Genomic DNA, 11,913 nt, shown 5'->3' on the forward strand with positions numbered 1-11,913 from the left:
AGTCCTTCCTTAATTATTTCAACGATGCAACACCGTGCATAGCACCCTTGTCATAGTTTTGAATTCACCGTTTCTAAGCCTCTCCTCATAGGACTCCTTGATCCTGCACCGTTTTTGTCAAACCTAACTCCTAATTTAACAGGATAATAATGGAACCACTGCCGCCAAATATGGAAAAATCCCATCCAACGACTCACCAGATGATAGATCTAGTATGTCATGTAGTTGTTATTAATTTTAATTGTGATGTAACGATGAGGTAACTTTTCTCTAGTATATTGGGTTGCGGACTATTCCTAAGTCCAAAAACAATCAACACTGGCTGTGGAGGTAAAACATGGTAGTAGAACTTATTATTATTCTCATATTGGCTGCAATTGCTTTTTTCCTTGGAGCAAAGGAGAAGATGAAAAATAATAAAAACATAGAGAGCATACCGGTACGGATCAATGTGAACGGTATCCGTGGAAAATCGACGGTGACTCGACTGATTACCGGTGTTCTTCAGAAGGCCGGTTATAAGACGGTTGGCAAGACGACGGGGACTGACGCGCGAATGTTGTACTGGTTTGACGGCCAGGAGGAGCCGATCCAGCGCAGGCTGGAAGGGCCGAACATAGGTGAGCAGCGTAAGGTTCTCAACAAGACGGTGGATCTTGATGCGGATGCGCTCGTCAGTGAGTGCATGGCGGTGAAACCGGATTATCAGGTGATTTTCCAGGACCAGCTGCTGCAGGCGAACATTGGATTAATTGTGAATGTGCTTGAGGATCATATGGACGTGCTCGGGCCGACGCTTGAGGAGGTTGCCGACTCGTTCGGAGAGGCGATTCCGTACGACGGCGACTTGATTGTCAACGACAGTCCTTACGTGCCGCGCTTTAGGGAGCTAGCGGCGGAGCGCAATACGAGAGTGCATGTTTGTGACACATCACTCATTTCGGAAGACTTTTTGAAAAAATTTGAATACATGGTATTCCCGGAGAATGCGGCGCTTGCTTTAGTGGTCGCGGATATCTTAGGTATAGATCATGAAATGGCGAGACAGGGCATGCTTGAAGCGTGGCCGGATCCTGGCGCCATGCAGGTTCTGCCGATTGGAGACAACTACAATCCGACCTTTCTCGTTAACGGGTTTTCAGCGAATGACCCGACATCTACGCTGAACATTTGGGAACGGGTCAAGCAGCTCAGCTATCCGACGGAAGAGCCCGTTGTGATTATGAACTGCCGGGAGGACCGCGTTGACCGAACCGATCAGTTTGCGAAGCAGGTGCTGCCGTATCTGCCGTGCGAAACGCTCATCCTCATGGGACAGACGACAGGACCAATAGTTGATGCGTATAAGAAAGGTGCCCTCCCCGTGAAGAATATGCTCGATCTCGAAGGCTATGAAACCGAAGAGATTGTCCGCGTCCTGCAGCCTTACATGGCAGGCAAAACGATTTACGGCATCGGCAACATTCACGGCGGAGCAGAAGAACTGACCACCCGTCTGGAACAGAAGAAAATTATAAAAGGAACGGCATAGAAAGGAATTCATCATGTTTATATTTGATACTGGAGACGTATATTTAGCATTAGTTGCAGGAATTGTTCTTAGTTTATTTTATACAGAAAAAACTGGCGTACTGCCTGCGGGACTTGTCGTGCCTGGCTATATGGCCATGCTGTTCACGTTCCCCGTCAGTGTCGCCGTCATTTTTATGATCAGCTTTGTGACCTATTTAGTCGTCATGAAAGTCATCGCGAAATTCACCATTTTATACGGACGACGGAAGTTCACCGCGATGCTGACCGTCGGAATTATTTTGAAAATTGTCTTTGATATGGCGGTGCCGGGCTACTCGACGCCGGACATCGTCGACGGCATGATGGCGATCGGAGTAATAATCCCGGGATTGATCGCCAATACTATTCAAAAGCAGGGCGTGCTCCCGACGACAGCCAGTACCCTGCTGCTCAGTGGAGTGACGTTCGGCATTGTGGCCGGCACAAGCATGATTGGAGGAGGAATCTAAAATGGAAGCAACTTTACAATATAAAAAGAAAACACGCAAAGAATACAAATTATCGTTCAGCCAGTGGGTGCTGCAAACGATCAAACGCCATAAGAAACGCACGACCACAGATGCCACGATCGGATTAATCATTTCGGCCATCCTCTTCTTAATCAGTCTGGTATAAGAACGATGGGAAAAAGTAAAACGTTCAATCTCATCATCATCAGCCTGTTTATTTTAATCCTCATTTTATTGTCGGTGAAGCAGGGCGGGATGAGGGAGGAACGTGACTCGAGCGACGACTATACGTTAAACGATACCGCTCCCGAGAAAGAGGAAATCGGCTCATACGGCGTGACATCTGATAGTGAAATCGCAACAGAAGTCGGCATGAAGGTGATCGATCAGGGTGGAAACGCTGTGGATGCCGCGATTGCCGTAAGCTACGTCTTAGGTGTGGCCGAGCCCTATGGATCAGGCATCGGCGGCGGCGGGACGATGCTGATCCATCCGGAAAAAGGGAGCGGCGAATCGCCCGTCATTTACGATTACCGTGAAACCGCCCCGGATTCAGAAACCGTGCCGGACAGCGGCGTCGGTGTACCTGGATTTGTCAAAGGCATGGATGAAGTGCACAAGGATTTCGGCTCTGTAGAGATGGAGCAGCTGATCGAGCCGTCGATTAATTTTGCCAGCAACGGCATCACCGTCTCCGAAACGCTGCACAACCGGCTGTCGGACGCTCAATACCGCATGCCGGAGCTGGATCACATGTACCCGGACGGCGATCCGATCGAAGCGGGTGAAGTGCTCGAACAGCAGCAGCTCGCCGATACACTGCGCGGCATTCAAGAAGGCGGTCCGGATGCTTTTTACTCCGGCGATCTGTCAGATGACATGAACGATGAAGAGAGCAAGCTCGATCAGGAAGATTTGGAATCCTATGAGGTGGAAACGTCCGAACCGATGGAAGGCGAATTCGGCGACTATGACGTCCTGGCACCCCCGCCGCCATCAGGGGGGATTATGCTGCTGCAAACCCTCGCTATGGCCGAAGAACTTAATATCGAGGAAACAAATGATAAACCTGTCGACTACGCCATGACGATGGGCATGATCAACCGCGTCAGCTACAAGGACAGGCTCAAGCATGTCGGTGATCCCGAATTCACCGACGTTCCGGTCAAAGAGATGATGTCAGACGAGCACATTGAGAAGCTCAGCTCCGGTATCGAAGGCTCCGAACTCACGGAAGAATACCAATCGGACCTCGATTCGGACGCGGATCTTGAAGATCATGAGAATACGACCCATTTCGTCGTCGTCGACAAAGACGGCATGATGGTTTCGGTCACCAATACGCTCAGCAACTTCTTTGGTTCTGGAGATTACGTCGAAGGCTTCTTCCTGAACAACCAGCTGAAAAACTTCAGCAACAACGACGACTCGCCGAACCGTCCAGAACCCGGCAAACGCCCGTTCAGCTACACGACGCCGGTCATCCTGTCGAAAAACGGCAATCCCGTCATTGGCATCGGCGCTTCAGGCGGACGGCGCATTACACCCATCGTCGCCCAGCAGCTCGTACGCATGATCAAGTTCAATGAACCGATCCAGGCATCAGTCGAAGAGCCGCGCACCTTCCTGGAGCTGAATGAAGATACCCTGCAAGTCGAGAACGACTACGTCTTTCTCGATGACCCAGAGAAACTCGGCATCGACGTTCAATACTCCGACCGCACCTCCTACTTCGGAAGCGTGCAAGGACTAGTCATCGACTACGAAAACAACAACATCCACGGAGCCAGCGACCCCCGAAGACAAGGAAGCTGGGAATCCGAATAACCCCCAAAAAAGAGGGGAGCCCTGGCGGCTCCCCTCTTTTTTTCTTTTTTCTCTGTGTACCGGGTACGCGGAAGGTGGCTTTGTGTACCCGGTACACAAAACCCTTCAATAATTCCATTTTGGAACATTTTTACTTTGAAAAAATGAACCTTTTACTAATAAAAACCCACAACCGCCTCAATTCCGCCCATAAATCATTTACCACCATGCGGCAGCCATCCCAAAACATTTTTTTCTTTTTTCTCTGTGTACCGGGTACACAAATGGCCATCCTCTGTACCCGGTACACAACAACGGTACACAACAACAACGGCGGCACACAACGGCTACCCGCTCCTCTTTTTCTTAATTAGGAGGCCGATCCAGACGAGGGCGGGCAGGAGGAATCCATGGGTGAGCGCGTAGGGAAACCATGTAGTGGCTACAAATGTTTCAAAGTATGCGACATCGGGGTAGGCGATGATGGAGAGAACAATGATGCCCATTCCCAGGGGCAGAAGCAGCGGACGGTGGTCGTCCATAGTGAGGAACTGGGCAATCCCGACAGTCACGCAATAATAGAGAACCACCATTTTAAAGAAAATCGTCAGCATCCAGATGATACCAATAACGACCTCCAGCCCTTCTAAAAATCCTGCAATATTGATTTTTTGTGCCAGTCTATAGCTTGGAAAGGTATTCAGCGCAGCGAGATCGCTTCCAAGCACCAGCAAACAGAGGAGCGTAATCACAGTCAAAATAAACCCGCCGATCAACACACCTAACACCCACGCTTTTCGTTTCGGCTGCGCGTCTTTCACATAGGGGAGGATCATTAGAAAGACTACCATCTCTAAGAGAGGGGTGCCGAGTGCCAGAGTAGAAGTACTGAGCACAGGCATCACCCCTTCACCTAAAAAGGGCTGAAGGTTTTCTATTTTAATCTGGGGCACTAAAGTAATCGTAAAAAATATTAATAAAAGAAATACCCAGGGCATGAAGATCTCAGCAGACCTCCCCATGACTTCCAAGCCTAAATAAGCCCCCCATATAACAACGATCAAAAAAAGAATATGGGTAAACTGCAACGGGGTTTCCGGAATGATTTCTGTCGTCATGAAATCCCCGATATTTCTTAAAACGAGGGCGGCTAATATAAACAGAAAAGAAAGGTAAAAGAATAGAAGAAACCTGCCGAACCAGTTTCCAAATACCATAATCGTCGCCTGAACAAATGTCTTACCTTCCATCAATTTCGTCATGTGATCATAGAAAAGGATAAGAAGCAGCCCGATTAAAATAGAGAGGATGATCGATAACCAGGCGTCCTGCTTCGCCTGCGCTGCCAGGGGACCGGGAACAATAAGAATGGAGCTTCCTACAGTAAACAAAATAACTAAGAACATGAACTGACGGGGAGTGATCGTCTGATTATCCATTTTCACACCTCACTTTTTATGACCCTGAGAAAAATTGATAAAAGCCCTGAATATAGTCCAGCGGGTTCGGTAAAGGGAACTCCGAGGCCTCCAGCACACTAACAGCGGTGAAGAACACTAAAAGAATGCTGAAAAACCAGAGGTCTTTCTTTTTCTTCTTCTTTTTCAACAACGGAAACTCCATAAAAAAGATAACCGCTGCGATAATGAGAATCGCCAGCATCGACCACATATTTATTCACCTAGCCTTCTTTTTTGATCGGTTGTGTAGAATTCCCTTTTCTGCGAAGCTCCGCTTTGACCTGTATGTCCACATCTAATTCTTTGAAATGTGTATCCCAATCGTCTTCAACAGTCTTCCAATATTTTGGGTTTTTACGATGAATTACGCTGCCGAAACCAAAAATATCAATTCCATAATCGTCTTGAGATATTTGAATAGAGGTTTCCATTAGTCTTTTAATTTCTTTCTCTGTTTCCTTATTCAAATCTTTAAGAGAATCTGCTTCACCTAAATCAATAGGACAATCCAATTCCCCCACGTTTCCCTCTACATCCAGTTCAATGGCAATGGAGGGTTCACCACCTTTAAATACCGCATCCATATTACTTTGAGTCCTTAATATTTCAATGCTTGCCGTTCCGTCTGTGCATGGGTGGGTGACGACTGAACTTTTGACATTTCCCAGAATGTAGTTATACCCTCTGCTTGCCTCGTCATCAAGCCAGCCTACAAGCCGGTCATCTTTTAATACGCCTAAGTGATCAATCGTCAGGTTGGATGGTGCATCAATATTTTCTATATTAGTAATGTTATTACCTGTATCTGACGGGCCTTCTTTGAGGAGACCGGTAATGACAGGGTTCTGCCCTTTATTGCGGATTTGAGAGATTAATTCGTCAATTCTGACCCCTTTTGAGGAACCGTGACTTTGTTCTACAGCTTCAATAGCCGACATAAGTTTATTAGCCGGGATCTTCTCATAGGGGGTAAGAATACTTAATAACGTGTTTACGTCCGTATCTCTAGCAACTGCTACGTAAAAAGCCGTCCGGAACTGATGATCCCTGTAAAATAAATCAAGGGAAGACATCATTCCTTCTTCAGCTAAATCTTCGCCGATCACAAGGAGCCTTAATTGGGCTAAGTACATATCACGCGAGGATTCACTGGCCAATTTTCTGAATGCCTCAAATATGGTTTCGCCGGTAGTCGAATAAGTCGACACCGGCGGGCGTGTAGTCGGTGCCTCTGTGGCGATTTCAGATGGGTTAATGACCTGAGTCACTAACAGGTATTGGTCGTCGTCCGTTTTATCAATCCCCATCGCCACCACAATGCCAAGCTTATCCAAGTCCTTACTGTTCCAGCACCCGGTAAGGAGAAGTAAGCATAAAGCTGCAGCTGAAACTTTGAAAAAGATGCCCCTCTTCATCACGATCATCAGCGCTCCTTTGATGTAGAATCTACACGTTTTTGGTCTTTTTTTGTTAAGGAACTAGGACGGGATAACAGGCCCCAGTGCGGAAAACGAACCAGTACATCCTTCTGATCTTTAGGGATAAAAGGAGCAAAAGGAGACATATACGGCTTATTAAAGGATTTTAGACTGCATAAATGGAGAACCATCGCAATCATACCCAGGATGATGCCATATAAGCCGAACGAAGCCGCTAACATCATCATAGGAAAACGCAGGATTCTAACTGAAATCGCCATATTATAAGCCGGAAAAACAAAGCTGCTGATGGCCGTGAGAGCAACGACGATAACCATAGCAGGAGAGACAAGGCCGGCCTGGACAGCGGATTGTCCCAGCACAAGCGCACCAACAATCGATACAGCGGAACCTACAGGTTTAGGGAGCCTTATCCCCGCTTCCCGCAGTACTTCGAACGTCAATTCCATCATCAAAGCTTCGACTAAAGCAGGAAACGGCACCCCTTCCCTCTGGGCAGCCAAGCTGATTAATAGAGGAGCCGGGAGCATCTCCTGATGAAACGTGGTGAACGCAATATAAAGAGAAGGCATAAACAAAGCGACAAAAAAACAGAACAAGCGCAATATCCTTATAAATGTACTAATATCCGACCGCTGGTAGTAATCTTCACTGGATTGCATGAAGTTAACGAATAAGGCGGGAACCAGCAGAACATTGGGCGTGCCATCCGTAATAATAGCGATTCGGCCTTCAAGAATGCCCCCCGCGATGGCGTCAGGTTTTTCAGAATTATAGACGGTAGGGAAGGGAGAATACTGGGCATCCTGCATAAATTCTTCAATATACCCGCCTTCTAGTACCCCATCAATATCGATTTGATCCAGGCGCCGCATCACGTCTTCAATGACTTCCGTTTCCGCTGTTCCTTCTAAATAGACAACCGCTACATCCGTATGGGTTTTTCTTCCTATTTTCTTAGGCTCAACACGTAGGGCGGGATCTTTAATTTTTCTTCGGAGTAATGCCGTGTTGGTCCTTAACGTTTCTGTAAAAGCTTCCTTAGGGCCGCGGATCACACTTTCTGAAGTAGTTTCCTGCACCCCTCTGTCACGCCAGCCCTTTGTGCTTGCAGACAATGCTTTCTTTTGTTTTTCGATCAGTACGATCGTTTCACCTGAAAGCAGCTTATCGAAAAGTTCCTTGTACGTCTCGATTTCTTCCATTTCACCAATGGGCAATGAACTTTCCTTGATGGTCAAATAAAGCTGGTGACTCGACACCCGCTTTGACGACATCTCATGCATCAAAGCATCAAGGATAAAGTCCTGTACAGCGTTCATATCTACAAGCCCGTCCATAAATAAAACCGCTGCGGAAGTTTTGTGAATCACCATAGGACGAATGACAAGATCAGAGCTGTCGCCCATAGTAGAACGTATATGAGCTAAGCTTTCTTCCAAATCAGGAATAAGCGGCTTTGAAGCGGCTGATGTTTGGTTGTTAGATTTTTGCTTCAACATTGATCCCGCCTTTAATCCCGAGTTTTTGCTTATTTTGTTCATAAACTGAGAAATTATGAAGGCATACATGATATTTTGTAAGAAATTCAGAACCTCAACTTTAAGGAAGTGTATATACACTTAAATTATTTCATTTGTGGGGGGATAAAAATGAATAGAGTATTCCTAGTCTCCATTCTTGCTGTTATATTTTTAACGTATAAACTGATTCAGGTTATAAAAAACAAAGAAGCGCCCAAAGGAAATAAGAAAATCGCCTGGTCATTATACGGATTCTTTGCAGCTGTCCTGGTCATAGTAAATATTTATTTTCCAGGATGAGAAAAATGAAATGGCAAGTCTGCGGGAGAAATAATCATACAGATTACATAGCAGTGGGGATATTAGAACCATCTCCCACAGAATTTATTTAAAAGGGGGAATAGTTATGGCTTTGGCTGTCTCCTTATTAGCTACACTGGTTTTCGGGTTTTTTGGAGTGATTGGTTTTTACCATGCCTTTAAACGGTACAACTCTGACGATAATTTCTTAGATATCATGTCTGCCTGTCCGAATTTGCTTCAAATAGTGGGGGAAGTGTTTTTGTGGATGACGAAAAAGCTATTTCCCCATTGGATACACAGCAAAATATACCGAGCAGCTGCTTTTCTGTTTGGGTTGATGATGTTTGGAATAGTAAGTTTGCTTTGGTAGAAAGGTCGAATGATTGTGAGTGAAGATAATGGAAAGTGTAATTGGATAGGGAATCGCTTTGACATGGTGAAAATACTCAGGTAGAAAGGTGGATGCTGATGTATATTCCTAAGCATTTCAAAATGAATGAAGAAGAAGTTTATGATTTTATGGAAACCTATGGATTTGCAACTCTTTATTCACAGCATAACGGAGAACCGTGCGCGACACATCTTCCGCTCACGTACGAAGAATCAGAACATGCGCTGTACGGCCATTTTTCACGGGCGAACGAACAGTGGAAGGATGCAGAAAACCAGCAGACTCTTGCCGTTTTCCAGGGACCGCACTGCTATATTTCCCCGTCCTGGTATGAAACAAATAAAGCCGTCCCTACCTGGAATTATGTATCGGTCCATGTCTATGGAACATTGGAAATGATTGAAGACAGCCAAACGACCTACGATACCCTGCACGACCTGGTGACTAAATATGAAAGCCCTGACAGTACGTATGATTTAAATCATTTGGAGCATGGTTTTATCGAAGGCATGAGTAAAGGAATTGTACCATTTCGACTAAATATCACTAAAATTGAAGCAAAAGCTAAATTAAGCCAAAATCATTCGGTGGAACGGCAGGAACGAGTTATTAAGCAATTAGAGAACTCTTCGCAGCAGGATGATCGAATTATTGCATCGCTTATGAAGAAGAACATTAAATAGGTGAAACCCAAAAAAGGGTACCAGGTACACAAAAGGAGAAATGCCGTACCTGGTACCAAAGTTCTGGAGTTTATCTTAACAGCAATATATATAAAATATTTGATATCAAGCTAATGACTTTACCCACTCATTCTACTCTTCTTTCTCATAATAATAAGTTAGGTTTATTTATGGATAAGGAGGAGGAAAATGCCGGAAGAAGTAGTTGTACCGAGTATGGACTATCCAACAATACAAGACGGAATAAATGGTGTAGATAACGGCGGCACTGTTCATGTAGAACCCGGACTGTACACTCCGGGGGCCACAATTATAGTGAACAAACCAGTGACACTCCTTGGCCCACAAGCTGATGTGGATCCACGGCCGACTTGTTCAACAAGTAGAACGCCCGGAAATCCGGCTACGGAAGCCATAGTAGATGGCGGTGGAATGTTGTCTACCATTATTAGGATTGAAGCGAGTGACGTTTCAATTAATGGGTTGGAAGTACGTAACGGTACCGGAGATCTAATTGCATCATTAGCTGGTGCGCCCGTTAAAGAAAGACCAAATGTGATTTATAACATTGTGCATCAGGCAACTGGTGATGAGGGGTTACAGTTAAGAAATATCTTGGATGGAGTAATAAGTTATAACCACGTATACGATACCTTTGGCGATGGAATTAATGTTTGCTGTGGTGCCCTGAATTCTACTATAAGTTATAATGAAGTCCATGATATTCGTTCCCCAGATGCAGCTATCTACGTTTATGAAGCTACCAACACAACCATTGAACGAAATTTAGTGTATAACGTGACGGTTAACGATGGTATAAAGCTGGGGGATGCAGCAGGAGCGGATGAGGGCCGCTCAGGAGGCTTTATAATAGATAATATCGTCCATGACGTAATCGAAGATGGAATTACTTTGAAAATGAGTGATACAACAATTGAAGGGAATGAGATTTACCGTTCTTTCAGCACAAATGGAGCTTTGTTTTTAGATTATACAATTGACAACATTTCCATTACGAATAACTGTATCCATGATAATGGCACAGAAGGAGATATGAAAACTACCTATGGAGTACGGGTTGGAATAGGGAATGAACTCCCTACAAATGTCAACGTAAACTTTAATAATATTTTTAATAACGTGGACGGCGGCCTGTTTTATAACTCAAATATGGGAGAACCTTTAGATGCAGAAAATAATTGGTGGGGAAGTCCTGATGGACCTAACACGCCTGGAGGAGATACAGTTGTAGGGAACGTGGATTATACTCCTTTCTTAGAGGAAGCTGCTCCGGTGTGTAACCCTAATATTGTATGTCCGGAAGATATAAATACAACGAGTGATCCTGGGGAATGTACATCAGAGGTAACTTATACCGTGATAGCAAACAGTAATGACTGCGGGATTGTAGAAGTTTCTTGTAATGGAAATGTACACACTTATTCGCCTCCTGAAAATACAGTGGAGGTAACTGAAACACGTTTATTTCCTGTGGGTGTTACCCAAGTTATTTGTGAAGCAACCAACGCCAGTGGGGACTTTGCTGATTGTTCTTTTGAAGTTACAGTCATAGATGAAGAGCCACCTGAAATCATATGCCCTGAAGATGTTGTGGAAGCCAATGATCCGGGAGAGTGCGGGGCGATAGTGACTTACCCAGCCCCTGCCGTTATGGACAATTGTCCAGACGCTACCTCCACCTGCACTCCAGCATCAGGGAGTTTCTTTCCAGTGGGGACGACACTTGTCACGTGTATAGCGACCGATGCTTCAGGAAATGAAAGTGAACCATGTACGTTTGAAGTCACGGTCATTGATGGAGAACCACCGGAAATCATATGCCCTGAAGATATTGTTCAAGCCAATGATCCAGGAGAGTGCGGAGCTGTTGTCACCTATCCAGCGCCTGCCGTCATCGACAATTGTCCAGACGCTACCTCCACCTGCACTCCAGCATCAGGGAGTTTCTTTCCAGTGGGGACGACACTTGTCACGTGTATAGCGACCGATGCCTCAGGAAATGAAAGTGAACCATGTACGTTTGAGGTCACGGTCATTGATGAAGAACCACCGGAAATCATATGCCCTGAAGATATTGTTCAAGCCAATGATCCAGGAGAGTGCGGAGCTGTTGTCACCTATCCAGCCCCTGCCGTCATCGACAATTGTCCAGACGCTACCTCCACCTGCACTCCAGCATCAGGGAGTTTCTTTCCAGTGGGGACGACACTTGTCACGTGTATAGCGACCGATGCCTCAGGAAGTGAAAGTGACCCATGTTCATTTG

The 11,913-nt window shown here is 45.7% G+C and carries 12 protein-coding genes; 8 read left to right on the forward strand and 4 right to left on the reverse strand.

Features of this window, described 5'->3' with window-relative positions:
- Positions 1–337 precede the first annotated feature (337 nt).
- From pgsB to ggt, 4 genes are read left to right on the forward strand one after another with little or no spacing between them, the layout of a single operon-like run.
- Positions 338–1,531, forward strand: a complete 1,194-nt coding sequence (pgsB, locus tag LF822_RS11745) for a poly-gamma-glutamate synthase PgsB (protein WP_256521889.1) — start codon at positions 338–340, stop codon at positions 1,529–1,531.
- A 13-nt stretch (positions 1,532–1,544) separates the two neighbouring features.
- Positions 1,545–2,021, forward strand: a complete 477-nt coding sequence (gene pgsC / locus LF822_RS11750) for a poly-gamma-glutamate biosynthesis protein PgsC (protein WP_253924228.1) — start codon at positions 1,545–1,547, stop codon at positions 2,019–2,021.
- Position 2,022: 1 nt separating this feature from the next.
- The gene (locus tag LF822_RS11755) at positions 2,023–2,187 is read left to right on the forward strand and encodes a hypothetical protein (RefSeq protein WP_253924229.1); all 165 of its coding nucleotides are present in this window, start codon (positions 2,023–2,025) and stop codon (positions 2,185–2,187) included.
- A 5-nt stretch (positions 2,188–2,192) separates the two neighbouring features.
- Positions 2,193–3,848 carry a gamma-glutamyltransferase gene (gene ggt, locus LF822_RS11760; RefSeq protein WP_253924230.1) on the forward strand — a complete coding sequence of 552 codons (1,656 nt, stop codon included), beginning with the start codon at positions 2,193–2,195 and terminating at the stop codon, positions 3,846–3,848.
- A gap of 326 nt (positions 3,849–4,174) precedes the next feature.
- On the opposite strand, the gene LF822_RS11765 is transcribed toward ggt, so the two are convergent.
- From LF822_RS11765 to LF822_RS11780, 4 genes are read right to left on the reverse strand one after another with little or no spacing between them, the layout of a single operon-like run.
- Complete coding sequence (locus LF822_RS11765; RefSeq protein ID WP_253924231.1) at positions 4,175–5,266, reverse strand: GerAB/ArcD/ProY family transporter; 1,092 nt, start codon at positions 5,264–5,266, stop codon at positions 4,175–4,177.
- 16 nt (positions 5,267–5,282) lie between these two features.
- Positions 5,283–5,498, reverse strand: a complete 216-nt coding sequence (locus tag LF822_RS11770) for a hypothetical protein (protein ID WP_253924232.1) — start codon at positions 5,496–5,498, stop codon at positions 5,283–5,285.
- A gap of 10 nt (positions 5,499–5,508) precedes the next feature.
- Positions 5,509–6,711: a Ger(x)C family spore germination protein gene (locus LF822_RS11775; protein ID WP_253924233.1), complete on the reverse strand. Its 1,203-nt coding sequence runs from the start codon at positions 6,709–6,711 to the stop codon at positions 5,509–5,511.
- Entirely contained in the window at positions 6,711–8,228 is a 1,518-nt protein-coding gene (locus LF822_RS11780) for a spore germination protein (protein ID WP_253924234.1), read from the reverse strand. Before LF822_RS11780 ends, LF822_RS11775 begins: the two co-directional genes overlap by 1 nt.
- 150 nt (positions 8,229–8,378) lie before the next feature.
- Between LF822_RS11780 and LF822_RS11785 the strand changes: the two genes are divergently transcribed.
- The 4 genes from LF822_RS11785 to LF822_RS11800 all read left to right on the forward strand — a co-directional run.
- The gene (locus LF822_RS11785) at positions 8,379–8,549 is read left to right on the forward strand and encodes a hypothetical protein (RefSeq protein ID WP_253924235.1); all 171 of its coding nucleotides are present in this window, start codon (positions 8,379–8,381) and stop codon (positions 8,547–8,549) included.
- A gap of 106 nt (positions 8,550–8,655) precedes the next feature.
- Complete coding sequence (locus LF822_RS11790; RefSeq protein WP_253924236.1) at positions 8,656–8,922, forward strand: hypothetical protein; 267 nt, start codon at positions 8,656–8,658, stop codon at positions 8,920–8,922.
- A 98-nt stretch (positions 8,923–9,020) separates the two neighbouring features.
- Positions 9,021–9,626 (forward strand): FMN-binding negative transcriptional regulator, encoded by a 606-nt coding sequence (locus tag LF822_RS11795; protein ID WP_253924237.1) that lies wholly within the window; start codon positions 9,021–9,023, stop codon positions 9,624–9,626.
- 189 nt (positions 9,627–9,815) lie between these two features.
- Positions 9,816–11,913 (forward strand): HYR domain-containing protein (locus LF822_RS11800; RefSeq protein ID WP_253924238.1); only part of this gene is annotated, 2,098 nt, incomplete at its 3' end.

It is taken from the genome of Halobacillus sp. A5, assembly GCF_024189315.1.
GTDB lineage: Bacteria > Bacillota > Bacilli > Bacillales > Halobacillaceae > Halobacillus_A.

What these genes read in the sequence shown, in the direction of transcription:
- pgsB (WP_256521889.1), top strand. Translation starts at nt 338, where the DNA reads ATGGTAGTAGAACTTATTATTATTCTCATATTGGCTGCAATTGCTTTT.
- pgsC (WP_253924228.1), top strand. Translation starts at nt 1,545, where the DNA reads ATGTTTATATTTGATACTGGAGACGTATATTTAGCATTAGTTGCAGGA.
- LF822_RS11755 (WP_253924229.1), top strand. Translation starts at nt 2,023, where the DNA reads ATGGAAGCAACTTTACAATATAAAAAGAAAACACGCAAAGAATACAAA.
- ggt (WP_253924230.1), top strand. Translation starts at nt 2,193, where the DNA reads ATGGGAAAAAGTAAAACGTTCAATCTCATCATCATCAGCCTGTTTATT.
- LF822_RS11765 (WP_253924231.1), bottom strand. Translation starts at nt 5,266, where the DNA reads ATGGATAATCAGACGATCACTCCCCGTCAGTTCATGTTCTTAGTTATT.
- LF822_RS11770 (WP_253924232.1), bottom strand. Translation starts at nt 5,498, where the DNA reads ATGTGGTCGATGCTGGCGATTCTCATTATCGCAGCGGTTATCTTTTTT.
- LF822_RS11775 (WP_253924233.1), bottom strand. Translation starts at nt 6,711, where the DNA reads ATGATCGTGATGAAGAGGGGCATCTTTTTCAAAGTTTCAGCTGCAGCT.
- LF822_RS11780 (WP_253924234.1), bottom strand. Translation starts at nt 8,228, where the DNA reads ATGTTGAAGCAAAAATCTAACAACCAAACATCAGCCGCTTCAAAGCCG.
- LF822_RS11785 (WP_253924235.1), top strand. Translation starts at nt 8,379, where the DNA reads ATGAATAGAGTATTCCTAGTCTCCATTCTTGCTGTTATATTTTTAACG.
- LF822_RS11790 (WP_253924236.1), top strand. Translation starts at nt 8,656, where the DNA reads ATGGCTTTGGCTGTCTCCTTATTAGCTACACTGGTTTTCGGGTTTTTT.
- LF822_RS11795 (WP_253924237.1), top strand. Translation starts at nt 9,021, where the DNA reads ATGTATATTCCTAAGCATTTCAAAATGAATGAAGAAGAAGTTTATGAT.